Raw genomic sequence first — 25,760 nt, 5'->3', positions numbered from 1 at the left:
TTCAAAATTTGACACTTGATTTATAATCATATGTATACTATCCTCTATTCCATTTTAGTTGAGTACAAGAGACCTACACACACAGTATAGGATAATTAGCCATTTCATGATACAATCGAATTACTAACGTTAGATGAAGGAGATGACTTCATGCAAGATCATAAAGGAATTTTACTAGAAAGTGGTACCAACGAACTTGAAATTGTTGAATTCGAAGTAGGTAACAGCGTATTTGGAATCAATGTCATTAAAGTGAAAGAGATTATCCAACCGATTCCGATTACATTTATCCCACATGCTCACCCAAATGTAGAAGGTATTATTCAACTACGCGGTGAAGTTTTACCTGTTGTTGACATGGTTAAAGTACTAGGCCTGTCTACAGATAATCGCAGTGCTGAACAAAAATTTATTGTTGCTGAATTTAATAAGCAGACTGTTGTTTTTCATGTAGACAGCGTATCACAAATTCACAGAATTTCTTGGGAGCAAATTGAAAAACCTTCTGAAATGTATCAGGGAGGTAATTCACAAATCATTGGCGTCATTAAATATCAAGGGCAAATGATTTTACTCCTTGATTTTGAAAAAATTGTTCTAGACATTAACCCAGACACTGGCATTAATATCGATGCTGTGAAAAAATTGGGTAAACGTGAACGTTCCGATAAGAAAATTGTCATCGCAGAAGACTCCCCACTACTTCGTAGGCTATTAGCCGACACTTTGGCTGAAGCAGGCTATGTCAATCTTGAGTTTTTCGAAAATGGTCGAGAAGCATTTGATTATTTAGAAGAACTTGTCACAAGGGGTGGCGACATTAGTAATCATGTGCAATTTGTTATTACAGATATCGAAATGCCACAAATGGATGGTCATCACCTAACTAAAAAAATCAAAACTCATCCCGTGTTATCAAAATTACCGGTTGTGATTTTCTCAAGCTTAATCACTGACGATTTACGTCATAAAGGCGACCAAGTTGGTGCCGTCGATCAGATTAGTAAACCTGAAATTGCTGAACTTATTTTAAAAATTGATCATCATATTTTATAATACCAATCACGCCTTGGCGTGATTGCGTCCGGATTTTTTCGAGCCTGGGGGCCTACAGGAGTAGGTCATGCAGTCGTTGCGACAGGACGTCGCGTACTTAGACTGCCTTCTTAAGTTCCCCTAAAAATCCGTGAATCCGCCGGAAGCTTTATCTAGGTTCAGCAGAGGCTTGAACACCTGCTGAACCTAGATATAAAAATGCCAGCCTCATTATTGAGACTGGCATTTTTATTATCTTCTTGTTGCCGCTGATGCCCACGTTTTTTCGAGCCACTGATCAAACTCAGCACCCTTATCGCCTTCGTACGTGTCATATAAGTCTAGTCTCATTTTTTTTAATTTTTCTTTGAAGTCTTCGTACGTATGATCAGCCGGCAAGCTTTTTTTGATTCTCGACCATACTTTGTTAGCATCTTTGATCAATTCATGTTCATTTCTTGCTGGTAATTGTACATCCTCACCAAACTTTTTAAGTTGGCGATAAGCAGATTCTTGTACTTTATAGACCGCATCATTGTTCATTCTATAAACGAGCATGTCGATTACGCGCTTATGCTTCCATTGTCCTAATTCTTCGATCGCATCTAAACGCTCTCTCCAATTGGATGTGCGGTTAATCGCTTTTTTTAATTCCTCATAGTTTGGTGGTAATTCATTTTTTATTGACAAAGATTCCATTCTCCTTCTAATTCGCTTTTCCAGCTACATAACGTACTATTTATGAACCCATTTTACGACGTGCACTACTTACTTTTTTAGCTTGTTGACTTTGCATTTTTTTTGCAGATGATGCTGCGTTTCCTTTAACATTGTTAGTAGCCGTATTATTCTTCTTAGCTTCTAACTGTTTTTGAATCGCTTCTTTTAAACTCATTTTTTTCTGTTCAGTCATCGTATATCCCCCCATTGTTTCTTTTATTATACCCGAATTTCAATCAATTCATAGATAATACTTTTTTCGCATCTTCCCGAAGGGTTTCCAAGCGCTTACGATCTTCGATACGTTGCATAGATTGTTCTTCTTTTACTTTTTTATATTCATCAATTCCCGAAACAATCGTATCCCACATATTTTCAATCGTTTCCATTTTAATACTTGAGCTACCTGAACGTTGCGCAATTTCAACGCTCTGCTTCATAATGTCACTTGTCACATCTTGCAACATCTGATTGGCCCGATCTTCAAAAGCATTTAAAGAATCTGAATGTACTTTTTGACGTTTAGCGCTGACCGTATTAATGATGCCCATTTTAAAAATCGGAATGGTTGTCACGAAGGCACTATTGATTTTTGCGACCAAATCATTGTTCCCTCTTTGCATTGTTTTAATTTGCGGAGCAGCAATGACGGCTACCATACGCGCCTTTTCTAAATCATCAATTTTACGTTCCAATAATTCCTTAACAGCCACTAAATTTTCTAACTCCATACGAGCCATTTGGTCTCCACTGTCTACCTTTTGCTGACATTGTGGAATTAATGTTTGCATAACCTCTTCAAGCTTGATTTCTGCGGCGACTACATATTTTTCTAATTCAAAATAATATTCAACATCTTCAGCATAAAGTCCTTCCAACTCACGATTCGATTTCTTTAATTCTTCTTCTATGATAGCAAATTGCCCATGAATCTTTTCAATTTCACCGCCCAATGTCTGGTACTTTTTAAACATCGCTTCCGCTTGTTGCTTGGCACGTTTAAACAACTTATCGAAAAAGCCTGGGTCTTTCGTAATTTCATTGCGATCAAATCGCTTCATCAGTTTTTCTAATTGATTCAGTAATTCACCAGAGTCATCTAATTTCGATACCATCATTGTATTCAGAATACGATCTGAAAAACGAGATAATCGCTCTGCTGGCTCTCGACCAAGCGACAGTAATTCCGTTTGATCTCTAACATCCATTTTGCTCACAATTTGTAATACTTGTGGTTCTTGGCGTAGTTGAAGTCGTAATTCGTTAGCAGATTGTTCATTTAACTCATTTTTTTGAAGTGCTACTGGCATTGTCATTGTAAAATCCCCCATCTACTTAAATTGAAATACAAAACTTTATTGAATCCGCGACGGCGCCAATTTGCACCCCCGCTAAATATATATGTATAACATATATAATAATCATTAAAAAATATTCTTAATAAATTTCTTGAATATCGATTGTTCTTTTGGTTGATAGGCCTGGAATTCTTGCCCAAATACCATATCCTCTAACCAATGGACGTCGTAATTGGCCGGGTCTATATATTCTTCAATATCTGTATGGCCGGCTGGATTATAGAGAATAATATCCACTCCAAAACGATTAAGAAATAAGAGTAAGGCCGCATCTTCACGAGACGGTGAACCATTGGTTTCCATATTATACAGCATAAGTCGAGGTACTTCTTGTGAATAATCAAATCCTTGTAGTAATTGTAGGATTTCTTCTGGAAGCATACTTGCTTGTTTAAAAATGAACAACTGCAAATCGTACGTTGATTCATGATCTAACTTAATAAGTTTAGGGTGTTCGCAGCATTCTTTTATCGTGTAAGCAATCGCATTTTGTAAACCTGCATATAAATGTCCGTATCGCCACCAATTACTTTTCACCATTTTTTCTGGTAATAATGTACCATCCCGATCTAATGAGTGCTGATAGTGAAAATGATAATTTGCCTTCGATGTTTTCGCATACGGGAATTGGAGAATCGACAACGCATGCTTGTCACTTGTTAATTGATGCATACGCTGCCAATAATCGGCTCGATCACTCGATACACCTTGTATTTTCGCAAAAACAACAGGAATCGTGACACGATCTTCTTCAATTTTGAAATCTGGTCGAATCATTGCCTTTTCTTTTGAATAAATAAAAACATCATCATAGGTCATACGCAATGTAAGCGCAGCCGGAATATACTCTCTAAGCTGCCATGGCTTAAAGACACCCGATTGATGATCGTTCATCATTTTCTCCAGCTGTTTATTGGCACGATAGGCTACTGTTGTTTCGCGGTCTCTAATTTTCGTTGGAAATGGTTGCAATTCTCCTTTATCTGGATAGCTGTAGACGACAGAAAATTGGTTATTTGGATCTACTTCTGCAAATAAGTCTTCCGCTCCCGGATGAAAAATAAGGACATCACACCCGAATTCCATTAACAATAGCAAAAAATATTTCTGGCTAGTAGATAATTCCCCATACCAGACAACTTTCGGGAAATCCTCCCCAATTGTAAGAGATGCAGACCACTTCTCCCAGTGATTTTTTAACCACTTGACAATATCAATCAAAAATCTACGGAATTCAGGTGACTGTAATCCACTATTTTGTTGCTGTTGAAAATGATTGACGACCTTTATTGTAGATAGCTGTACATGCCGGTTAATTCCAGCGTCCTTGTGCTTCGGTATCAAGTTTTTACCATACATAAAGGCAATTAGCCGGTTAATCGATAAGCCCTTAGGTTCTTTTTGATGCATCTTCAGAATTTCCTGTATCGCTTGAAAATCTTCATTGTCAATCGTTTTATCTAATTCTTCACTTAAGACATGGATGAATGACTTATTATTCATATCAAATAAGGAATTGTAATATTCATCCTCAACTAAAGGTGTTCCTAATACACGAAGGCCTATTCGGTTAAACCGAAAAGTCGAGTCGTCGACTAAATAGGACGGCCGCTCCCGGGTAGTGGCAAGAAATAGCGCCAACCAATCAGTTGTTGAAGTATACAAAATAGGTTCTATTTGTAAATTGCTCACCTAACGCTCTCCTTTCCGCTAAGTTAAGATCAATCACGCCTAGGGGTGATTATGTCCGGAGGCTTTATAAAAATAAAACCCCTGGGCAGTGTCATAGACGACCATACCAAGGGGCTCCACTATGACGGAGTTCAATAGACGAAAAAAATCGAATTATTTATTCAGCCTCTATAGTATAGCTGTTTTAACTGAATTATTCACGGATTACAGATTCATTTTAACGATTACTCAAAGCTCTCCCTTCAGATAAAATAATAGGCTGTTCAATATAAGTCGCTTTCACACCGTAATTCGGACGCAGCGCTTCAAGTGTTCCGCCCAGCAGCAACTTAATTGCAAAGTAAGGTATATTCACACCAGCAAGGCAACTAATATGCAAGCCTCCACTCATCCGCGGGTTAACCTCCAATAGCTTGGCAACACCATTTTTGTATTTCACTTGAATATTGAAAACAAAAGGAATTTTATAATGTTCGGCCATTTGACGCGCAATTAGCAGCAACTCTTCGTTATGTTCGATTTCACGAATTCTGCCTATCCCTTTCTTTCTAGGAATAGCAATATGTAAGGTGCCATCAGCTCCTGCTAGGCAATCAATGCTATACTCATAGCCATCTAAATACTCAAGAATCATTAAATCTGGAAAACGATCTTGTTTTTGCAGTATTTTATAGGCTGTTGCAAAGGATATCTTTTGAGAATTAGCCGTATTAAATAGAAACGAAATAGTATCCGCCTCATCATCTAAAATACGAAACCCACTTGCTCCTTCTCCAACTATCGGCTTGATGCACAGTCGGCCACCATCACTTGATAGCTCCTGATAAGCATCCTTAAAAGCATCCGCATGATTGACAACTCGGTACTTCGGTATAGTCACAATCGAATGACCTGCTTCGTTATGCTTCTCCAAGGATTGGTACATAGCCGCCTTATTGTCCATCAGCGCCATCAAGTCTCCATCCGGACATACTAATACTTTGACACCCATTGCTTCAAATAAAGAGAGATTCTGTGAAATTAGCACGTTTTCCTTTCGCGGGACGAAGATATCAATACTGTATTGTCGACAAAATTCTAAACAAAACTGCACATATTCTTCGCCATAGATATCGGGTTCCGTAAGCGCTACATCACTATTTTTTAAATACACTGTATCAGGATTGGGATGTGTGCCATAAATCACAAATGCTTGTTGATCTGGATTATTTCGTATCATCTCCATGTAGTGCGCTACCGTTGAAAACCATCGATTAAACCAAATATTAAGCACCATAGGAAATCTCCTTTAAATCTTCATTGTCATTGCCAACAGATGACTCAGTAATTCTTCCGCCGATGCAGCACCGTGTTCCTTTAGCCAGGTCACCTTCGGATCAAGTCCCTGCTTCTCAAATATTTCACCATGCGGGGGACTATAGCCAATCGCGGCTTGTATCAGCATCTCGTAATCCATTAGTGAATCTCCCGCAGCGATATGCATGTCGTAATCCACGTAATTTTTCAAATGGGTAACTGCAAATGCTTTGTTTAATTGGATAGGAAGGACATATAGTTTTCTACCGTGAAGAAACATTCTCCAGCCAATTTTCAGGATTCTTTTTTCAAATCCTTTAAGCTCTTGATACGGAATGCATTGTCGATTGACAGGAAACATATAAAATAACTCATCAATATAATATTCTTTTCCTACCCAATTTTCATTTCGAATTTCAGCAAAAAGTTGTAACATATCTTCTTTGGGAAGAGATGTTGTGGTTATCTTTTCTCGAATCAACTGACTCCATTCAGCATCTGGTTTTCCATCTATTAAAATAGTTCCGCCATTACTCATGATGGCATATTTCGGTTGAATCCATTGTTGAAAAGCGACAATTCGTTCATATTGATAAATCGCTCGTGTAGTAACAGGCACAAATAAATTTTTTTCGTGGAACTGTTTGAGCAGTTCCATTGATTGCTGCGACATAAAAGAAATTATTTCATCTTCTTTATACTCAATTGCCATAACTGTATCATTGATAGGATATTTTTTCATCATACTTTCCGAATAAATTAAGGTACGATCTAAATCAGATGTAAATAAAATCAAGAAGGGCACAACCTTTACAATTCTTTGATAATGCCGCAGCAAGAATACGACATTTCCGAAAATTCTTCAACAGGAACATTGCGTTCTTCAGCTAACATAAGGATATGTGTTAAATCATTTGAGTAGTTTGGATTGATAAGAATCTTCCAAGGTACCCGACGCAATAATACACGAGTTGTCTCACCAACACCCGGCTTTATAAAATGCTGATTATCAATACCGAACTGCTTTTGGATCAATTCGACAGATTGCATTCCTTTCCACGAAGGGGTCAGATCCTCTTGCTTTACTAGCTCAAGTGCTGTTTGTACTTCATGTTGCACTTCGTTAAACATATGCTCAATCGTATCTACATAGAGATTGGAAACATCGACAGTCGCTAATTCTTTGTAATATTTAGCTCCATGGAAGTCATCTTTGTCCATAAAATTATAATTTAACACAGTCCGGCTCACCAGTCCTGAAACCGTTGAGTTCAAACAAGCAGATGGGATTAAAAAATCATCTCTAGTACCATAAATGCGTACACAATGGCCCGGATCTGCTAATACTGCTAAACTCGCATCGATTTTATTAGCATGTGCAGCATTATAGTTCACACAAGCTTCCTCTAATTCACTCGTAATAGCCCCTTTACCAGTCCAACCATCGACAAATTGAATTTTGGCTCCAGGATTATGCTCAAATATATAATCAATCGCAGTCTCATCAATCCCACGCCCTCTAATAATAGAAATCGAGTAGTGCGGAACAGTAATCTGGTACTTACATGTTAAATATCTCTTAATTAACACACCAATCGGCGTACCAGCTCTAGCAAGGCTGACAAGCACTAATTGCTCCAATCCTTTAGATGCTTTAATTTGTTCTGCTACGACACCTACAGCAATTGCTATTCGCTTCGCATACATATCCAACGTATTGTGGAATAAGGAAATATAATCTTCTGTTGGTTGATATTCAACCGGAAGCATTTCAGAATAATGAGTCCCTCCTTGAATAAGACCTTCTCTTTCCTCCGTTGTCGTTTCAGTGACATACTGACCAATATCACGGAGTAAAAAGGTAACGTCGTCTTCCCTATAACTCCCCATTTTATCGGGTATTACGATTGATGGCAGCATATGATTATCCCCCTTTCGATTCAGCTGGCTCTGTCATCATAACGATTGTGATATATGGAATTTGTGTTTTTCTTAATTCTTTTATTAATGTATCTACTCCATTAACAGTTGACATTCTTTCTACAAAAATAAATATTTCATCATATTGATGGGCTTTAATATTGTATAAATAATTGATTAATCCCTCGTTTTCCGGACTATCAAACACGAATTTATTGTGGATGGTATAAGCGTCATTATCCGATTGATAGATAGGACTGCGAGTAGTCGCTTGAAAATAAACAGCAGCTCCCATATGAGAGGCAATTTGCATAGGCACATACATGAACTCACCAGTTCCAATGACTAATGTCTTAGCCCCTCTTCTCTGTCCCCGCAAATGACTAGCCGCCTCCTGAAGCTGATGAGACAATACTTTATCCTCTTCAATTGTATGTCCAAATCTTCCCGTCGCCGTTAAATAAGGTGACGCATTGGAGCTTCCATTTACATTAGTCGACGTCACACGCTCCAGCAACTCTGCATCGATAAACGCTTTCATGGATGTATAAGCTAGTTCTTGCTTACAATCTGGAATCGGCTCAACTGTCCCTTCCTCCAAAACAGGCTGACCTGTAACAGAAACCCCACCATCTAGTAGCGTAACGGCATGAATAGTAATCGCTAATTCTTGCTCCAATTGACGATATCTTTGTCGATACTCCTCTGTACGCCAGTCTAAAATCGACACAACGGTAAAGACCTTTTTTGACGGATAGGTAGCCGAAATCGTTTTAATAATATTAATGGCAGTCTTCCCTGTTGTGATTTCATCATCGATCAGTACAACTTCGCTGTCATCTTGAAAGAACTGTAAATCACGTGCGTACACCCGGTGACTGGTTGCATGTGAATGTTCTTCCTCAAAATCGATAATGGATGTGCGCTCATTAATTTGTTCCCTTGTTGTATGAATATATTTCGCATTATTTTCAAATGTGCTAAAAACAGCATGACCAAGTGCAGTCGCCGTTTCTGCAAAGCCAATGAATGTAGTGGGTTTTGGAAGCCCGATTGGTTGAATGCGAATGGAATCTAGAAGCTGTTCTGTTTGTTCGTTGGTCTGAATCGCCTTTGCTACGGCTGCTGCACGCGGGTCTACAATACCATGAACGACTTCTCTATAGCGCATGGCTAATAGGCTACCGACAAGTAAAGGAATGTGTGGATTGACCGCAAGATGCTTTCCTAATACCTTACTAACGAACAAAAAACTTCTTTTTTTATTGATACGTGTTGCCATTTGAAATAGCTCATCTAATTGGAATTGATAAGGATTTTGGTACACCTCTACTTCTATCGTTAAATCGTCCAATACATGGTAAGTTTCTCTCGTTGAAAGAACACTTGACGTCATACCCTCACCTCATAAAAATCCTCTTCTAGTTGCGTATCTATGATTAAACTTGTGAAATCCTGATCCTCATTATAAACCCCAAAAATCCTTGCTTGTACTAAAATTCGTTTTGCCCAATATAAATGTGGCTTCATCTCATTCATTTTATTATTATATTGACTTTTTAAAACACCAATTTGACCCTCGCTATTTCCAATAATACTCAGAGCATCTAAATACTCTTCATGGCTAACCGTGTAAAGTGAATGCACCGTTTTAATATGTGTCGGATGAATGACTGTTTTTCCTACTATGCCATTTAATCGATCCAATAACACTTCGTTAATCAAGCCATCGATATAATGATTGATCATTTCTGTACGTTTTTGCATACCAGTTCTACCGTAACGATCTTGAAAAGGTGTCATACGTAATTTAGATTTTAAAATTCGTTGATCTTTCGAAAAATACTCCCATACTGGACCTGAAACGACATATCCGCTGTCTTGTCTATTAAATATATTGAGTATATCTGTTAAGCAATCTCGGATTAGTGCCACGTCATAAATAGTTGTATCTACATTTCTACGAATACCAAATAAACCACAAAAGTCCGTGGCACCTATTCGAATATTGAGAATATACTCCTGATATGAGTCTATAAGCGTTTTAAGTTTCAATAAGGTTTCGATTCTTGTTTCCTTGTAGATAATTTCAGAGGACTCTAAAATAGGCATGCCGTACAACAAAATATCATCACGGTTGTTTGCTTCGAGGATGGCTAAATATTCTTTTCCTGTTTCATATGAAAACTTCGGAAAAACATAACCTGTTAGAACACGTTGATACTTTCCAATCTGAGCCGTTATTCGCTGCATTTGTTGTGGGCTTCTTACTCGGACAAAGATGAGTGGTAAATCGCTAATCGTAATTAGTTGATTGCAAAATGCATCATACAGCGTCTGTATTTGCTCAAACAAGTTGTCTTCAGCCTCTTGTAATTGAGTATCGCCCACTGCATCTTCCAAATCAATCACCATCGAGGTCAGTTCCACAAACTTCTTGTCAATCAAATCCTGAGCGATACTTTTCTTTGTTGCCGGCATATATAACGTTGCGCCTAGAGCATAGGAAAGTATTTCTTTAGCTGTATACTTTGTAAATTGTTCAGGCTCCTTAAAGAAAATCTCACGTTTTCTTTCAGGTGTTTCATAATCGAAGTGCTTCATATTTATCCCCTCTCCATGTTAACCGCTTGCAACCGAACAATGCAGCATTCGGTTTGTATAATTTCTGTATTGCTTGCAGAAATTATACAAGAAATACCTAAGTGACATCACGATCTCAGAGAATCGAATTCAAAAATACTGTAAAAAAAGAAAGGCTACTGCTTGTACAGTAGCCAGTCGAAAGAGATATTATTTTTCAGTATCCTCTTGTGTAGCAGTTGTTTCTTGTGTAACAACTTCAATCTCATTTTGTGCTTTCTTTTTATTGATAAAGTGAACAACAAAAGTAGCGACAAATGCCAAGATTAAGATTGCGAAGAATGCATAGTGATTGAGCTCGTAACCAAAGACCCCTGCAAACATCTTCGCTGAAATAATCCCGATTAGAATGAATGCAGTGTTTTCAAGCTCAGGCACTTTTTCAATTAAGGTTAAGAATACCCCGGCAATTGTACGCATCATAAGAATCCCAAGCATACCACCTACTAAGAGAACCCAAACTTGATCGGATACAGCAAATGCAGCTAAGATAGAATCCACAGAAAATGCAATGTCCATCATCTCTACTGAAATGACAGTCGCCCAGAATGTACCAAATACGCGAACCATCCAAGATTTTTTGTTAAACTCTTTACCTTCGTCCTCATCCCCAGCCTTATTACGGAAGTGAGAAATAACAATCCAAGCTAGATAGGCAGCACCTAAGATTTTAATAAACGCAAATTTCACCAGATAGACACCAATTCCGATGAAGACAAAACGGAAGAAATAAGCACCAAACATACCATACATAAGGGCTTTCTTACGTTGTTTCTCTGGAAGATGTTTAACTAATACAGCTAAAACAAGTGCGTTATCCGCAGATAACAGTCCTTCAATAATAATTAAAGTACCTATGAATCCCCAAGCAACAGGGTCTGTTAGTACTTCTGCCCACATGCTAAAATCAAAAAATAATGCATACGTACTTAATATCTGATTAATAACTTCCAATTTCAGTTTCCTCCAGAATAGTGCCAAATTTAAGTAGAGAGGGATCACCCCTCCCTACAATTATTTATGCATCAAGACCATATGCATTCACTAAAGATTGTAACCCACCTTGATAACCAGACCCTACTGCATTAAATTTCCAGTCATTTGCGTGCCTGTAAACCTCACAAAATACGACTGCGGTTTCAACACTGAAATCTTCACCTAGATCATAGCGGAGAACTTCTGCGCCTGTGTCTTCATTCACCAATCGAACATAGGCATTTGAAATTTGACCGAAGTTTTGACGTCGAAGCTCTGCGTCATGAATGGTGACAGTAATCGCAATTTTATCGACATCTTGTGGTACTGCTGACAGATTGATGCTAATAGACTCATCATCGCCATCACCTTCGCCTGTGCGGTTATCCCCTGCGTGAACAACAGAGCCATCTACACTTTTTAAGTTATTGTAGAAAATAAAGTCTAATTCATTGCGGCATTTACCACTAGAGCTTAACAAAAACGCTGATGCATCGAGGTCGTAATCCTGTCCGCCATCAAATTGTTTTACATCCCAGCCTAAGCCGATACCAATTTTTTGTAAAGTAGGATCATTCTTCGTTAAATCTATGCGTTGACCTTTACTTAATTGAATTGCCATAAGTGATATCTTCCCTTCCATTATGCAAACATTTTTTGACGTCTCTCTTACTTCTTAGCCTACTTGTAGACCAAAATCGTTACATAACGCAGCTAGTCCACCTTGGTAACCAGAACCTACTGCACTAAATTTCCATTCGCCATTATGACGGTATAACTCACCTACAACAACCGCCGTTTCAATACTGAAGTCTTCACCCAAATCATAACGAATCAATTCCGCGTTTGTTGCTTCGTTAACGATACGAATAAATGCGTTAGATACCATACCAAAGTTCTGGTTTCTTGCTTCAGCATCATGAATTGTAACTGCAAATGAAACTTTTTCAATGTTAGCGGGTATATCGTTAATAGAGATACTTACAGACTCATCATCGCCATCCCCATCACCTGTTAAGTTATCACCAGAGTGGACAACCGAACCATTACCACCTGTTGTATTGTTATAGAATACGAAGTCTTGTCCACCCGAAACTTTGCCATTAGCGTCTAATAAGAAAACGGATGCATCCAGGTCAAAGTCTTGACCTCCATCATACTTATTAACGTCCCATCCAAGACCTACAACTACTTTAGACAAACCAGGATTAGTTTTTGTCAAATCAACCTTTTGACCTTTTGCTAGAGAAATTACACCCATTTAAAAAACCTCCATTATTATAGTGATCGTACTGATATTCTATTAGCGGTATTATTGGAATCGCTTACTGATTTGCGTCAAGTTCTGATCAGTCGTGCCATCTCCAACAGCTCCAAATTTCCATTCCCCACCATGACGATAAATTTCACCGGCCACAAGTGATGTAAGTCCACCATGATTTTCAGACAGATTATAACGCACCAATTCTGCACCTGTTTTCGGATCTACTATTCGTATATAAGCATTTTGAATCATACCAAAATCCTGTTTTCGTTTTGCACAATCATAAATATTAACAACGAAAACCAATTTATTAATACGATCAGGTACTGATTTTAATTCTACCATAATGACTTCATCATCACCGTCGCCGTCACCTGTTGTATTATCACCAGAGTGGACAACTGATAGACATGCACTTTTTAAGTTTCCAAAGTAGACAAGATCATTTTTATTGACGAATTTGTCGTCTGTTAACATAAATACAGAAGCATCACAGTCAATAGCCGGTGCCGATTTAAAAGCCCCGAAAAAACCGCCACCTTTAGTTTGAACAGGATCCCATCCTAAGCCTACCTGAATGCGATTTAAACTTGAATTTCCTTTCGTCAAATCAATTCTTTGACCCTTTTGTAAGCTGATAGCCATTTGTTTATTCATCTCCTCAATTTCACTCTGTTGTGAATTTATTCATATGAATTTATCATATCAAGCAATCATACATTGCACAAATTCATGCTTCGCAATTGAAGCACTTAATACTAGGCATTTATATATACGTTGCTGTCTAAAAAAAGTTTCACATTTACACGATATTTTATTTTAATTTCTTATTTAACTTCTAAACAGCTGTAAATGAATAGGGGTGTTTTTAATGAAATACAATTGTTTTATTACCTTCTACGATAACCCGATTCTCTAGATGCCACTTCACAGCTTTAGCGAGAACGCGTCGTTCGATTCGACTACCAATTTTCTTCAAATCAATCACGCTGTCACGATGATCTACACGCTCGATGTCCTGTTCAATAATCGGACCTTCATCCAAATCATTGGTAACATAGTGAGACGTGGCCCCTATCAGCTTTACACCACGACCGTATGCTCGTTCATATGGCCGTGCACCGATAAACGCCGGCAAGAATGAATGGTGAATATTAATGATTTGATTCGGAAAATGACTAACAAAATCCGGCGTTAGGATTTGCATATAACGAGCAAGTATCAGTAAGTCAACATTGTATTCTTCCATCAAGCGAATTTGCTCAGCTTCGACTTGTTTCCTTATGTCTTTATTGGCAGGAATGTAATGGAAAGGTATACCGAGAGATTCTACCATGTCCCTCGCCTCTTCATGGTTACTAATCACTACAACAACATCTGTTTCTAAGTCTCCATTTTGCCATTCCCACAAAAGCTCCATTAAACAATGCGGTTCTTTTGATACAAATATAGCTGAACGTTTCCGTTCATTTCCAAATGCAAAATGGTAGTCCATTGAGTGTTTTCTAGCAACTTCCACAAAATCCTTTTCTATTTGCACTGCTTGTTCTATCAGGTTCTCACATTGAAACTCAATCCGGATGAAAAAAGTACCGTTTTCCGGATCACTAGAGTATTGGCTCGACTCAATGATATTTGCCTTATGATTATATAAAAATGTCGATACCAACGATACAATCCCTGGCTTATCCGGACATTTCACTAACAATCTACCTCTATTTTCAGCTTGCTTACTCTGTTGCTTCAATTTCATATTAACATTTTCATCCATAGACATTTGCGGACATCTCCTAATTATATAGACATTAACTTTCCATTATGCACTATACGATACATCTTCTCAATGGATTTTTCTACTCATGTCTATGTCCATGAGCTGTCTCCTGTAAAAGTATGATATTACACCTGATACTTGACCAATCCACTATCGAAATGCTTAATGAATAATTAACTTTTCATTTTTAATGTAGCTATCGTATAGATTGTTAATATAGGCTTCAATTTCTTGCCCCCATGCCTCGCCCTCCTCAATAAAAGTTGGCTGTTTCGATCGTCTAATTATTCACGCGATTAATCCTCGTTTACTAGCTTAACATTTCTATCTTCACTTAACCAAAATAAAGAAGATTCTGTAAGTGATGCGTAATAGAAGGTTCTGCGCGTTGAAATAGGCAAAGAAATCCCTTACTAAACAAGAACTTAGAAAGATTTCCAGTTTAAATATGCGCCATTAGAATACACTAATAATTAGTCAGTTTAAACAGCATTTAAAATATTTTTTCAAAATAATATTGACATGAGAAAGCATTACTTTATATTTATAATTGAGTCAATTTTATAATCGCTCAATACTTGCTTGAGCTTGGTTATAACGTGGGTTCAACAAGTAGTATCTCAAAATGAGAGGCGTGATGATTGGGTTGGAAAATAAGCTGAAACTGTATGGCTTTAACAACCTCACCAAAACACTTAGCTTTAACATCTATGATGTGAGCTATGCAAAAAGTGAGCGAGAGCAAAAAGATTATATTGCTTATATTGATGAACAATATAATTCTGAACGACTGACCAATATCCTGTACAATGTGACAGAAATTATTGGGGCACATGTACTCAATGTCAGTAAACAGGATTACGATCCCCAAGGTGCCAGTGTAACCATCCTTATTTCGGAAGAGTCTATTCCCGTTGGTTTAATTGATGCATCTTGCAATCGTGGCGAAGTCGATATTTTGAAAACACGTGATTCGGTCGTCGGCCATCTAGATAAGAGCCATGTCACAGTGCATACCTATCCGGAATACCATCCGGATAACTCGATTGCCACTTTTCGAGTTGATATAGAAGTTTCAACTTGTGGTGAAATTTCACCATTAACCGCCTTAGATTATTTAATAGGCAGCTTTGATTCCGATATCATTACAACTGATTACCGCATACGTGGCTTCACACGTGATGAACGCGGAAAAAAACTGTTTATCGATCATAAAATGACATCCATTCAAGATTATATCGATAAAAATACGATGAAGAAATATGATGCGATCGATGTCAATGTCTATCAATCGAATATTTTCCATACCAAGTTACTCATTAAGGATATTGATTTACAGGATTATTTATTTAACAGGGATGTTTATGAAATACCGCCGAAAGAAAGACTGCAGATTACGAATAATTTACGTCGTGAAATGATTGAAATCTTCAGTGGTACAAATATATATGACGAAATAGAGCTATCAAAATGACGCAACATTCACAAAACTCAACCCCGATCATGGAAGCCCTGAATCGGTACAAATCAATGCGGGTCGTCCCTTTCGACGTTCCCGGCCATAAACGTGGACGAGGCAACGAGGCATTAGCTACCTTTTTAGGTGAGCAAGCCTTGAGCATGGATGTCAACTCCATGAAGCCTTTGGATAATCTTTGTCACCCTGTTTCTGTTATTCGAGAGGCGGAAGAATTGGCTGCGGAGGCCTTTGGTGCCAAGCACGCATTTTTTATGGTCAATGGTACTACTTCTGCTGTCCAAGCAATGGTAATGACTGCCTGCAAAGCTGGAGACAAAATCATTATGCCGCGCAACGTCCATCGTAGCGCCATTAATGCACTCATTTTGAGTGGTGCCGTTCCGGTATATGTCAATCCTGGTGTGAATAGCGAACTAGGAATCCCTTTAGGTATGTCCGTAAATGAGGTTAAACAAGCAATTTTGGATAATCCAGATGCCAAAGCCATTCTCATTAACAATCCAACCTATTATGGAATTTGTTCAAATTTACAAGCCATCACAGATCTTGCCCATCAGCATCATATGCTCGTCCTTGTCGACGAAGCACATGGTACACATTTTTATTTTGGTGAAGACCTACCCGCATCTGCCATGTCAGTTGGTGCTGATATGGCTTCTGTTAGTATGCACAAATCCGGTGGTTCATTGACACAAAGCTCCTTTCTCTTGATTAATAACGGAGTTAGTGAAGGTTATACCCGCCAAATTATCAATTTGACACAAACGACGAGTGGTTCTTATTTGTTACTGTCTTCTCTTGATATTTCACGTAGAAACTTAGCGCTGAACGGCAAAGATATATTCAGAAAAGTAACGCAAATGGCACAATACACAAGAGATGAAATCAATAAAATAGATGGCTATTATGCTTTTTCTAAAGAGTTATTGAACGGAGATACAGTCTTTGACTTCGATGTCACAAAGCTATCTGTCCATACACTTGATATCGGACTGGCGGGCATTGAAGTGTACGATATTCTTCGTGATGAATACGATATCCAAATTGAATTTGGGGATATCGGGAATCTGTTGGCTTATATCTCTGTCGGTGACCGACAGTTAGACATCGAACGTTTAGTAGCAGCACTAGCTGAAATAAAACGCAGATACGCGAAAGATAAAACCGGGCTGTTTGATCATGAATATATTACGCCACAAGTTATTTTAACGCCTCAGCATGCCTTTTATGCACCGAAGGCAAAGCTGCCGATTGAGGAGAGTTCAGGTCAGATTTCAAGTGAATTCGTCATGTGCTACCCACCAGGTATTCCTATTTTGGCGCCAGGTGAACGAATAACCGACGAAATACTGGATTATATTCGCTATTCCAAAGAAAAAGGCTGTTTCTTAACAGGAACTGAGGATAGCCAAATTGACACTATTAACGTCGTGAAGGAGGGCTAACAATGAATGTATGGTATACAGAAGACCATTCGCCCGGTGTTCGGTTCTCAATAAAAGTGGAACAGCACCTATATTCCGGACAAAGCGATTTTCAAAAAATTGATATTTTACAAACAACAGAATTTGGGAAAGTTCTTACGCTCGATGGATTGGTGATGGTCACGGAAAAAGATGAATTTATCTATCACGATATGATTGTCCACGTCCCAATGGCTACCAATCCAACGATTAAAAAAGTATTAGTCATTGGTGCTGGTGACGGAGGTACTGTTCGGGAGCTGACAAAATATGATTCGATTGAGCAAATTGATATGGTCGAAATCGATAAAATGGTCGTCGATGTCTGTATGGAATTTATCCCTCAGACGGCTTCCAAATTGAATGATCCACGCGTCAATTTGTATTATGAGGACGGCCTTAAATTTGTTCGCAGTAAGGAAAATGCCTATGATTTAATCATTGTAGACTCAACGGATCCATTTGGACCTGGTGAAGGGTTATTTACAAGAGAATTTTATGGCAACTGCTATAAGGCACTGCATGATGATGGCATTTTAGTCAATCAGCATGAAAGCCCTTTTTACAGTGAGGATGCGCTGGGTATGCAAAGGGCACATCAACGAATTGTCGGATTTTTTCCGATTTGCAACGTCTATCAAGCACATATCCCTACCTACCCTTCTGGACACTGGCTATTTGGGTTTGCGTCTAAAAAATTCGATCCGATTCAGGACCTAGATGCGGCAGCATGGAATGCACTTGGCTTGACAACGAAGTATTACAATACAGACATCCACGTTGGCTCGTTTGCCCTGCCCAACTACGTAAAGGAGCAATTGCAAGATGTTGAATAAAAACATAGAGACCTTTCTCGGTTGTGACAATGACTACGAAGAATCTCGCTTAGTCATTTTCGGGGCTCCTTTTGACTCGACGACTTCCTTCCGACCTGGGACACGCTTTGCCAGCAAGACAATGCGTAGTGAATCGTTTGGAATCGAGACATACAGCCCCTATCAAGATAAGGATTTAGAAGATATCGCCGTATTTGACGGTGGAGACTTAGAACTGAGCTTTGGCAATACGGCCAAAGCATTGGCTCAAATTGAAGAATTTGCAGCGAAAGTGCTCGAGGATAACAAGCTTCCTTGTATGATTGGTGGCGAACATTTAGTGACATTAGGCGCCATTCGTGCTGTCGCTGAAAAATACCCCGATTTACATGTCATCCAATTCGATGCACATGCAGACTTGCGTGATGATTATCTCGGTGAAACATTGTCGCATGCCACGGTCATTCATAGGGTGTGGGACTTGCTCGGAGACGATAAAATCTTTCAATTTGGCATTCGCTCCGGAGACCGCAGTGAATTCCAATGGGGGCAAGACCATGTCTATACCAATAAATTCAACTTCAATGGATTAGAGCAAGTGATTGAACAACTACAAGGCAAACCGGTTTATTTAACGATTGATTTGGATGTGCTTGACCCTTCTGTATTCCCAGGAACCGGAACGCCTGAAGCTGGCGGTGTTACCTTTATAGAGCTGTTACAAGCGATGCTACAAGTAACTGAATTGAATATCGTCGGTTGCGATATTAACGAGCTATCTCCTATCTATGATCAAAGCGGCGTATCGACAGCTGTCGCATGCAAAGTGTTGCGGGAATTGTTGTTGGCAGTCAATTAAGATGCCATAGCAGATTCAAATTAATTGTCTATATCAAAAATATATGAAAATGGTGGTGTTTACCTATGGGTAAAGCTTTAATTATTGGTGCTGGCGGAGTTGCTGGCGTTGTTGTGCATAAATGTTGTCAGGTTCCTGACGTCTTCGAAGAAATTTGTATTGCAAGTCGTACCGTATCAAAATGTGATGCATTGAAAGAAAAACTAGATGGCGGTCGTACTAAAATTCAAACCGCTCAAGTCGATGCGGACAACGTCGAAGAACTCGTTGAACTGATCAATCGCTTCCAACCTGATATCGTCATTAACGTTGCATTACCGTACCAAGACTTAACAATCATGGATGCTTGTCTTGCAACAGGTGTTGACTATATGGACACAGCTAACTACGAGCCACTTGAAACAGCTAAGTTTGAATATAGCTGGCAATGGGCCTACCGTGAAAAATTTGAGCAAGCAGGCATCACTGCCCTACTTGGCAGCGGCTTCGACCCCGGTGTTACAGGCGTATTCTCTGCTCATGCACTTAAACATCATTTCGATGAAATTCATGAGATTGATATCGTCGATGCGAATGCTGGTGATCACGGCTATCCGTTTGCAACTAACTTCAACCCTGAAATCAACATTCGCGAAATCACAGCAAATGGTCGTTACTGGGAAAATGGTGAATTTATCGAAACGCCACCACTATCCGTTAAACGCGTCTATAATCTACCGGAAATTGGTCCTAAAGATGTCTACTTGCTTTACCATGAAGAATTAGAGTCTTTGGCACTCAATATGACAGGTATTAAAAAAATCCGTTTCTGGATGACATTCTCAGAAAGCTATCTGAACCACTTAAAAGTTCTTGAAAACGTCGGCATGACGTCTATCGAACCAATCCTATTTGAAGGGAAAGAAATCGCCCCCCTTCAATTCTTAAAAGCCGTTCTACCAGATCCAGCTTCTCTTGGGCCACGTACAAAAGGGAAAACAAATATCGGCTGTATTTTCCAAGGCATCAAAGACGGCAAAGAGAAAACGTACTATATTTATAATATTTGTGACCATCAAGAATGCTATGCAGAAGTCGGCTCGCAAGCTATTTCTTACACAACAGGCGTTCCCGCTATGATTGGTGCCATGATGATTTTGACGGGTAAATGGAAAAAGCCTGGCGTGCATAACATCGAGGAGTTCGATCCAGATCCATTCATGGATGCACTGAACCAATATGGACTACCATGGCAGGAAAGCTTCAATCCTGAATTGATTGACTGAGGAGGGCTGGCAATTGAATATCGATTTGAACGCACTCCCCTCTCCTTGTTATGTGGTAGATGAGGCGTTGCTCATTAAAAACTTAGAGAAACTGAAGTCTGTTATCGATCGCACAGGCTGTAAGATTCTGCTTGCGCAAAAGGGATTTTCAATGTTCTCTGTCTATCCGTTAATGGGGCAATACTTGAATGGCGTCACTTCTAGTTCCGTGCACGAAGCAAGACTAGGCTATGAAGAAATGGGCAAAGAAGTTCACACTTATGCCCCCGCCTTTTCAGAAACTGAGTTCGATGAAATCCTGTCGTATTCGGATCATATTGTCTTTAATTCATTTCAACAATGGAATCAATTCAAAGGTAAAGTTACGAACCATTCAAAACAAATTAGTGTTGGAATTCGCATTAATCCGGAGTACTCGGAAATTGAAGTCGATATGTATAACCCATGCTTTGCACACTCTCGATTTGGGGTCACACTAGACAACTTTGAACCCGACCAGCTTGAAGGCATTGAAGGATTGCATTTCCACACGATGTGTGAGCAAAATTCCGATACGCTTTGGCGGACTATTCAGGTGGTCGACGAGGAATTTGGGGAATACATTAAAAACATGAAGTGGATCAACTTTGGCGGCGGACATCATATTACGCGGGATGATTATGATATTGAAACACTGATACGGTCAATTTTATTTATGAAAGAAAAGTACAATATTGACGTCTATTTAGAGCCTGGTGAAGCTGTTGCCCTGAATACGGGCTATCTTGTGGCAACCGTTTTGGATACGCTCGATAACGGCATGCCGATTGCCATTTTAGATAATTCAGCAGCCTGCCATATGCCTGATGTCTTGGAAATGCCTTATCGTCCTGAGATTATCGGTGCGGGAATGCCTAATGAAAAATCTTATACGTATCGATTTGGCGGACCTACTTGCCTCGCAGGCGATGTCATTGGCGATTATTCTTTCGATCAACCTTTACAGCCTGGCGACAAGCTCGTATTTTGTGATATGGCTCATTATTCCATGGTGAAAAACAATACATTTAATGGCGTCAACTTACCTGCTATTGTGTTAAATACAGTGAATGATGGCGTGAAGGTCATTAAACAATTTGGTTACGAAGATTTTAAAGGTCGTTTGTCTTAATTGAAAAAGTGTGAGCAGCTATGATAAGTGCTCACACTTTTTTCACTATTTGAATCACTCCGAGGATACTGGCGTAATTCACACACAGGTAATCTAGCCGTTTAATTGTTATTTTATTTTTAGTAATCCAAGGACTCTAAATTACCTAGTTCTCCAATTTTTCTGTAATAGGATTAACAGAATAGAATCTTTTTTCTCCATCTACATAGCCGATGACCAGATAAAAATCAGTTCCTTTTTCACCCCACAAAACAGTCAAATACTTCTTTTCGAGAATAATTTGATACTGTTCGCTGACTAGTCTTTGTCCTTCCTCATAGGTTAATTGGGGAGGCAAATAATTCTGAATAACCATCAAACAGAAGATTAAGCCTGTGACTGCCGCATTCACCCACAATGGTTTATATGTCTTAATCAAAAACCAGGATAGAATTGTAAAAATAAACAAAATATAGCAGTAGAACCTTAACTGATTAATTGCTTCGTACGATGTAGCATTGGTGAATAAATAGATTTCAGAGACTGCTGCCAAAATCAGCAAATAGATATATGGAATATTCTTTTTATTTTTTCAATGGTTTGGTTGATTACAGCCAATGAAATGTACCACTCGTGCCATGTTTATTACCACCAAGTGACAGGGAATGTACCAGTGAGTGACAAAGCCTTTACCACTTCATACCTTTTGTATAATTAATGGGCACACCTATTGGTGTGACATTGTTTATACAGGAGGTTTTTTGCATGATTCATTATCGAAAGATATTGGAACTGCACGCTGAGGGGATCAGTTTGAGGGGCATTACCGCAAGTACTGGGCACTCCCGTCAAAAAGTAACAGAGGTCATAGACCTGGCCGAAAAAAAGGATTAGTCTGTCCTTTGGAGGAGGTGATGACAAGCCAATGGATTGAAGAGTTTTTATTTCCAGAGAAAACGTTAGAATCTTCAGGTCGACAGCCACTGAAATTCGATTATATTCACAAAGAGCTAGCCAAGCCAAATGTGACACTATCACTTCTCCATCATGAATATGAAGTCGAGTGCCGAACGAATCATAAGATACCCTACTCATATCGCAGTTTTGTACGTCATTACAGTAAGTATGCAGATAAGTATAAAGCTACTCTGCGCATACGCAGAAAGCCTGGTGAAATTATGGAAGTCGATTGGGCAGGTACCACGTCTTTCATCATTGACAGAGATACTGGAGAAAAGATAAAGGCATATGTTTACGTTGCGACATTGCCATGTAGCCAGTTAGCATATGCAGAAGCCGCTTTATCTATGATCTTGTCTTCGTGGATTACAGCCCATAATCATGCGTATGAGTATTTTGGTGGCGTTACACAAATTGTAGTTCCAGACAACCTTAAAACAGGCGTGACAAAGCATACATCGCGCGAATTAGTCTTAAATCCTACGTACAAGGAAATGGCAGACCACTACGGCACAGTTGTCATGCCTGCACGTGTTCGGACACCGAAAGATAAAGCGAGTGTAGAAGGCTCAGTAGGTGTTATTTCTACATGGATTATTGCGGCATTAAGAAATTCACACTGCTTCAGTCTTGATGAATTGAATAAAGAAGTTCGAGTAAAGTTAGATGAATTTAATCAACGACCTTTTACTCGTAAAGAAGGGTGCCGTTTTTCGGCATTTGAAGAAGAGGAGAAATTTGCGCTTTCTCCTCTTCCTTTAACACCTTACAAAATGTCTGAATGGAAAACAGCGAAAGTACGTCCAGATTATCACATCTCTGTTGAAAGCATGTTTTACTCTGTACCCTACGAGTATATCAATCAGCAAGTCGAAATTAAACTATCAGATGACTTCGTTGAGATCCTTTTCAACCATATGAGAGTAGCTTCACATCAACGATTGTATGGGAGGTTCGGTCAATTATCTACCGTCCGTGACCATATGCCAGATAATCATAAATTATTCGTAGACCAAACGTTTGAAGCGGCAATAAAGTGGGCTGAAGATATCGGTCCATCAACCTTGAAAGTCGTTCGCTACATTTTAGATACTTATCAGACTGAGAAACAGGCGTTACAATCTATCTTTTCATTTAAAAAATCAGAACATCGTTACACAAAATATGAAATTGAACGCGCCTGTAAAAATGTGTTTTCTATCACCAAAAGACCTACGGTCAAAAGTATTCAAACCATTTTAAAGAACAACAAAAAGAATGATGCCGAGCAAGAAATAAAGCGTGAAACGAAAATCGATAACCATGCCTTCACACGAGGCGCATCCTATTATGGAGGTGCTGATAAATGATGAACGACCAAACATTAACAAAATTATCCGAGTTGAAATTGATGGGTATGGCAGAAGCTTATAAGGAACAAGCATCAAATAAAGAATTTCAAAAGATGAGTTTTGAAGACCGTTTCTCTTTACTCGTTGATTTAGAACATTCCCGTCGTAAAGGCAATAAGCTTCAACGGCTAATCAAAGCAGCCACTTTTTTAAATTCAAAAGCTTGTATTGAAGATATCGAGTACTATGAGGATCGTCGGCTAGATAAAAAGATGATTTTGAAACTAGCTAGTGGCATCTATATTCAAGACAGTCACAACATTATATTGAAAGGACCTACTGGTTCAGGAAAATCATTTTTGGCTACTGCATTCGGTATTTCTGCTTGTCGGCAATTCTATCAGGTGAAATATATTCGTTTACCAGAATTACTTGATGAACTATTACTTGCGAAATTAGCAGCAGATGGAAGCTACCGTAAATGTATCAAAAAGTATACAAAGGTCGATCTCTTAATTCTTGATGAATGGCTACTGACAGATTTATCAACGGAAGAAGCAACAACCCTGCTAGAAATCACTGAATCCCGCCATAAAGCGGCTTCTACTATTTACTGTTCACAAATTGATCCTAGTGGATGGCATTTAAAATTGGGTAATGAAACAATTGCGGAGGCTATCTTAGATAGAATTATCCATGATTCCTATCAAATATTGATAGACGGAGAAATTTCTATGAGAGAACGCCATGGATTGGGGGAATCTAAATGATCCCATCAGAAGTTGAATGTCGTATAGCAAGGTATTTTTTTCACATGTATTTACCTGATGATGTGCTGGAGGAAATAGAAGAAAAATTATTACCTTCCTGCATATGGATTGAGGATGAAGCAATAGATCACGATGAACTCGTTCGCTGGGCCATCGACATTATTGATAAACAATTAGAAAATAAAAGGTTTAGATAAAATAGATAGCCATTGGGATGGTTGATATTCCGATGGCTGTCTATTTTTGTGTAGAAGGAATCCCAACGGTAAGTAAAATTAGTCTGTAGGGTTCTTTTCGTTCAGTGGTAAACACGTTGGCAATGAGTGGTACAATTCGTGGCAATCGCTGGTACAAACTATGGCACGAGTGGTACATTCGCGTGGCTGTAATCATTGGTTCATATAATCTACCAACCTCATTAAATAAATGAGCTGTGTCTGTTTTAGTGTTGTCTTTTTCTCTTAATCGCAGATTTTAATTTTCATGGGAGTTGAACAAGATTTTACTCTATATACTCAATTAACATTGCTGGAACTGCTTCAAAAATATAAATTTCAGGGTTATTAAAAGGTTTATTTTTCAAAAACTCATCAAGAGTATGTACACTTTCCCAATACTGTTTCATTAAATCTTCCTTTGAAGGTAACCCTTCAACAAAGTATCCTCTGCCACCAACTAATTTATCTTCATAATGAGCAAATAAATTACTACCTGTATCTCGATTAAAAACCATTATTTTATCACTGAATATAGGAAATTGAAAATGAGGTTCTTCATACGGTTTCAAATCTGCACCGAAAGCTACTTTAAAATCAATCCATTTCGGTAAATTTGCAGGTCTGAAACGCTCTGTTAATTCTGGAAAATAATTACCGCTATTAGAATACCATTTGGTTGCCGTCTTATGATTTAATCCTTCTTTTAAAACCCATTGTGGACTTATACTTGGGTCACTATCATTTTCAATGAACATATGATATAAAAACAAGTTATTTCCTCCTTTCGTTAAAT

The 25,760-nt window shown here is 38.7% G+C and carries 24 protein-coding genes and 1 pseudogene; 10 read left to right on the top strand and 15 right to left on the bottom strand.

Annotation, left to right across the window (positions count from 1 at the left end):
- Nucleotides 1-150: 150 nt before the first annotated feature.
- On the top strand, nucleotides 151-1,056 hold the full coding sequence (locus tag N1I80_RS10445) for a chemotaxis protein (RefSeq protein WP_340737811.1): 906 nt from the start codon (nucleotides 151-153) through the stop codon (nucleotides 1,054-1,056).
- 231 nt (nucleotides 1,057-1,287) lie between these two features.
- Here N1I80_RS10445 and N1I80_RS10440 read toward each other — a convergent pair whose 3' ends face one another.
- The 14 genes from N1I80_RS10440 to purU all read right to left on the bottom strand — a co-directional run bounded on the left by N1I80_RS10440 (nucleotide 1,288) and on the right by purU (nucleotide 14,674).
- Nucleotides 1,288-1,734, bottom strand: a complete 447-nt coding sequence (locus N1I80_RS10440) for a HEAT repeat domain-containing protein (RefSeq protein ID WP_340737810.1) — start codon at nucleotides 1,732-1,734, stop codon at nucleotides 1,288-1,290.
- A gap of 40 nt (nucleotides 1,735-1,774) precedes the next feature.
- Complete coding sequence (locus N1I80_RS10435) at nucleotides 1,775-1,948, bottom strand: hypothetical protein (RefSeq protein ID WP_340737809.1); 174 nt, start codon at nucleotides 1,946-1,948, stop codon at nucleotides 1,775-1,777.
- Nucleotides 1,949-1,991: 43 nt separating this feature from the next.
- Nucleotides 1,992-3,071: a toxic anion resistance protein gene (locus tag N1I80_RS10430; protein WP_340737808.1), complete on the bottom strand. Its 1,080-nt coding sequence runs from the start codon at nucleotides 3,069-3,071 to the stop codon at nucleotides 1,992-1,994.
- A gap of 108 nt (nucleotides 3,072-3,179) precedes the next feature.
- The gene (locus N1I80_RS10425) at nucleotides 3,180-4,805 is read right to left on the bottom strand and encodes a YceG family protein (RefSeq protein ID WP_340737807.1); all 1,626 of its coding nucleotides are present in this window, start codon (nucleotides 4,803-4,805) and stop codon (nucleotides 3,180-3,182) included.
- A gap of 217 nt (nucleotides 4,806-5,022) precedes the next feature.
- The gene (locus N1I80_RS10420) at nucleotides 5,023-6,081 is read right to left on the bottom strand and encodes an ATP-grasp domain-containing protein (RefSeq protein ID WP_340737806.1); all 1,059 of its coding nucleotides are present in this window, start codon (nucleotides 6,079-6,081) and stop codon (nucleotides 5,023-5,025) included.
- 12 nt (nucleotides 6,082-6,093) lie between these two features.
- Complete coding sequence (locus N1I80_RS10415; protein WP_340737805.1) at nucleotides 6,094-6,897, bottom strand: HAD family hydrolase; 804 nt, start codon at nucleotides 6,895-6,897, stop codon at nucleotides 6,094-6,096.
- Nucleotides 6,898-6,911: 14 nt separating this feature from the next.
- Nucleotides 6,912-8,021, bottom strand: a complete 1,110-nt coding sequence (locus tag N1I80_RS10410) for a cysteine protease StiP family protein (protein WP_340737804.1) — start codon at nucleotides 8,019-8,021, stop codon at nucleotides 6,912-6,914.
- A 4-nt stretch (nucleotides 8,022-8,025) separates the two neighbouring features.
- A complete protein-coding gene (locus N1I80_RS10405) occupies nucleotides 8,026-9,417 on the bottom strand; it encodes a phosphoribosyltransferase family protein (protein ID WP_340737803.1) in 1,392 nt (463 codons plus the stop codon).
- A complete protein-coding gene (locus tag N1I80_RS10400) occupies nucleotides 9,414-10,625 on the bottom strand; it encodes an HpcH/HpaI aldolase/citrate lyase family protein (protein ID WP_340737802.1) in 1,212 nt (403 codons plus the stop codon). The genes N1I80_RS10405 and N1I80_RS10400 overlap by 4 nt, the downstream gene beginning before the upstream one ends.
- Before the next feature lie 189 nt (nucleotides 10,626-10,814).
- Entirely contained in the window at nucleotides 10,815-11,618 is an 804-nt protein-coding gene (locus tag N1I80_RS10395) for a TerC family protein (protein ID WP_340737801.1), read from the bottom strand.
- A gap of 64 nt (nucleotides 11,619-11,682) precedes the next feature.
- A complete protein-coding gene (locus tag N1I80_RS10390) occupies nucleotides 11,683-12,261 on the bottom strand; it encodes a TerD family protein (RefSeq protein WP_340737800.1) in 579 nt (192 codons plus the stop codon).
- A 54-nt stretch (nucleotides 12,262-12,315) separates the two neighbouring features.
- A complete protein-coding gene (locus tag N1I80_RS10385) occupies nucleotides 12,316-12,900 on the bottom strand; it encodes a TerD family protein (protein WP_340737799.1) in 585 nt (194 codons plus the stop codon).
- A gap of 51 nt (nucleotides 12,901-12,951) precedes the next feature.
- On the bottom strand, nucleotides 12,952-13,548 hold the full coding sequence (locus tag N1I80_RS10380) for a TerD family protein (protein WP_340737798.1): 597 nt from the start codon (nucleotides 13,546-13,548) through the stop codon (nucleotides 12,952-12,954).
- A 223-nt stretch (nucleotides 13,549-13,771) separates the two neighbouring features.
- Nucleotides 13,772-14,674, bottom strand: a complete 903-nt coding sequence (gene purU, locus N1I80_RS10375) for a formyltetrahydrofolate deformylase (RefSeq protein WP_340740021.1) — start codon at nucleotides 14,672-14,674, stop codon at nucleotides 13,772-13,774.
- Between the two features lie 628 nt (nucleotides 14,675-15,302).
- On the opposite strand from purU, the gene speD reads away from it, so the two are divergent.
- The 9 genes and pseudogenes from speD (at nucleotide 15,303) to N1I80_RS10330 (ending at nucleotide 24,946) form a co-directional block, all read left to right on the top strand.
- Nucleotides 15,303-16,151 carry an adenosylmethionine decarboxylase gene (gene speD, locus N1I80_RS10370; protein WP_340737797.1) on the top strand — a complete coding sequence of 283 codons (849 nt, stop codon included), beginning with the start codon at nucleotides 15,303-15,305 and terminating at the stop codon, nucleotides 16,149-16,151.
- On the top strand, nucleotides 16,148-17,602 hold the full coding sequence (locus N1I80_RS10365) for an aminotransferase class I/II-fold pyridoxal phosphate-dependent enzyme (RefSeq protein ID WP_340737796.1): 1,455 nt from the start codon (nucleotides 16,148-16,150) through the stop codon (nucleotides 17,600-17,602). Before speD ends, N1I80_RS10365 begins: the two co-directional genes overlap by 4 nt.
- 2 nt (nucleotides 17,603-17,604) lie before the next feature.
- The gene (gene speE, locus N1I80_RS10360; protein ID WP_340737795.1) at nucleotides 17,605-18,456 is read left to right on the top strand and encodes a polyamine aminopropyltransferase; all 852 of its coding nucleotides are present in this window, start codon (nucleotides 17,605-17,607) and stop codon (nucleotides 18,454-18,456) included.
- Nucleotides 18,446-19,294 carry an agmatinase gene (gene speB, locus N1I80_RS10355; RefSeq protein WP_340737794.1) on the top strand — a complete coding sequence of 283 codons (849 nt, stop codon included), beginning with the start codon at nucleotides 18,446-18,448 and terminating at the stop codon, nucleotides 19,292-19,294. Before speE ends, speB begins: the two co-directional genes overlap by 11 nt.
- 65 nt (nucleotides 19,295-19,359) lie before the next feature.
- The gene (locus N1I80_RS10350; RefSeq protein ID WP_340737793.1) at nucleotides 19,360-20,559 is read left to right on the top strand and encodes a saccharopine dehydrogenase family protein; all 1,200 of its coding nucleotides are present in this window, start codon (nucleotides 19,360-19,362) and stop codon (nucleotides 20,557-20,559) included.
- A gap of 13 nt (nucleotides 20,560-20,572) precedes the next feature.
- Nucleotides 20,573-21,709 carry a carboxynorspermidine decarboxylase gene (gene nspC, locus N1I80_RS10345; protein ID WP_340737792.1) on the top strand — a complete coding sequence of 379 codons (1,137 nt, stop codon included), beginning with the start codon at nucleotides 20,573-20,575 and terminating at the stop codon, nucleotides 21,707-21,709.
- Nucleotides 21,710-22,453: 744 nt separating this feature from the next.
- A pseudogene (gene istA / locus N1I80_RS10340) lies at nucleotides 22,454-23,997 on the top strand (IS21 family transposase).
- Complete coding sequence (gene istB / locus N1I80_RS10335; protein ID WP_340737791.1) at nucleotides 23,994-24,749, top strand: IS21-like element helper ATPase IstB; 756 nt, start codon at nucleotides 23,994-23,996, stop codon at nucleotides 24,747-24,749. Before istA ends, istB begins: the two are co-directional and overlap by 4 nt.
- On the top strand, nucleotides 24,746-24,946 hold the full coding sequence (locus tag N1I80_RS10330) for a hypothetical protein (RefSeq protein ID WP_340737790.1): 201 nt from the start codon (nucleotides 24,746-24,748) through the stop codon (nucleotides 24,944-24,946). The genes istB and N1I80_RS10330 overlap by 4 nt, the downstream gene beginning before the upstream one ends.
- Nucleotides 24,947-25,251: 305 nt before the next feature.
- On the opposite strand, the gene N1I80_RS10325 is transcribed toward N1I80_RS10330, so the two are convergent.
- The gene (locus tag N1I80_RS10325) at nucleotides 25,252-25,737 is read right to left on the bottom strand and encodes a hypothetical protein (protein ID WP_340737789.1); all 486 of its coding nucleotides are present in this window, start codon (nucleotides 25,735-25,737) and stop codon (nucleotides 25,252-25,254) included.
- Nucleotides 25,738-25,760 lie beyond the last annotated feature (23 nt).

It is taken from the genome of Sporosarcina sp. FSL K6-3457, assembly GCF_038007285.1.
Taxonomy (GTDB): Bacteria; Bacillota; Bacilli; order Bacillales_A; family Planococcaceae; genus Sporosarcina.
The sequence above is the reverse complement of the archived record's forward strand: the minus strand, read 5'-3'. Positions and strand labels throughout refer to the sequence as shown.

Coding starts and splice junctions, on each gene's coding strand:
- N1I80_RS10330 (WP_340737790.1), top strand. CDS start 24,746: ATGATCCCATCAGAAGTTGAATGTCGTATAGCAAGGTATTTTTTTCAC.
- N1I80_RS10400 (WP_340737802.1), bottom strand. CDS start 10,625: ATGAAGCACTTCGATTATGAAACACCTGAAAGAAAACGTGAGATTTTC.
- N1I80_RS10435 (WP_340737809.1), bottom strand. CDS start 1,948: ATGACTGAACAGAAAAAAATGAGTTTAAAAGAAGCGATTCAAAAACAG.
- speD (WP_340737797.1), top strand. CDS start 15,303: ATGAGAGGCGTGATGATTGGGTTGGAAAATAAGCTGAAACTGTATGGC.
- N1I80_RS10430 (WP_340737808.1), bottom strand. CDS start 3,071: ATGACAATGCCAGTAGCACTTCAAAAAAATGAGTTAAATGAACAATCT.
- speB (WP_340737794.1), top strand. CDS start 18,446: ATGTTGAATAAAAACATAGAGACCTTTCTCGGTTGTGACAATGACTAC.
- N1I80_RS10385 (WP_340737799.1), bottom strand. CDS start 12,900: ATGGGTGTAATTTCTCTAGCAAAAGGTCAAAAGGTTGATTTGACAAAA.
- N1I80_RS10445 (WP_340737811.1), top strand. CDS start 151: ATGCAAGATCATAAAGGAATTTTACTAGAAAGTGGTACCAACGAACTT.
- N1I80_RS10410 (WP_340737804.1), bottom strand. CDS start 8,021: ATGCTGCCATCAATCGTAATACCCGATAAAATGGGGAGTTATAGGGAA.
- speE (WP_340737795.1), top strand. CDS start 17,605: ATGAATGTATGGTATACAGAAGACCATTCGCCCGGTGTTCGGTTCTCA.
- N1I80_RS10440 (WP_340737810.1), bottom strand. CDS start 1,734: ATGGAATCTTTGTCAATAAAAAATGAATTACCACCAAACTATGAGGAA.
- purU (WP_340740021.1), bottom strand. CDS start 14,674: ATGGATGAAAATGTTAATATGAAATTGAAGCAACAGAGTAAGCAAGCT.
- N1I80_RS10365 (WP_340737796.1), top strand. CDS start 16,148: ATGACGCAACATTCACAAAACTCAACCCCGATCATGGAAGCCCTGAAT.
- istB (WP_340737791.1), top strand. CDS start 23,994: ATGATGAACGACCAAACATTAACAAAATTATCCGAGTTGAAATTGATG.
- N1I80_RS10390 (WP_340737800.1), bottom strand. CDS start 12,261: ATGGCAATTCAATTAAGTAAAGGTCAACGCATAGATTTAACGAAGAAT.
- N1I80_RS10350 (WP_340737793.1), top strand. CDS start 19,360: ATGGGTAAAGCTTTAATTATTGGTGCTGGCGGAGTTGCTGGCGTTGTT.
- N1I80_RS10405 (WP_340737803.1), bottom strand. CDS start 9,417: ATGACGTCAAGTGTTCTTTCAACGAGAGAAACTTACCATGTATTGGAC.
- N1I80_RS10420 (WP_340737806.1), bottom strand. CDS start 6,081: ATGGTGCTTAATATTTGGTTTAATCGATGGTTTTCAACGGTAGCGCAC.
- N1I80_RS10380 (WP_340737798.1), bottom strand. CDS start 13,548: ATGGCTATCAGCTTACAAAAGGGTCAAAGAATTGATTTGACGAAAGGA.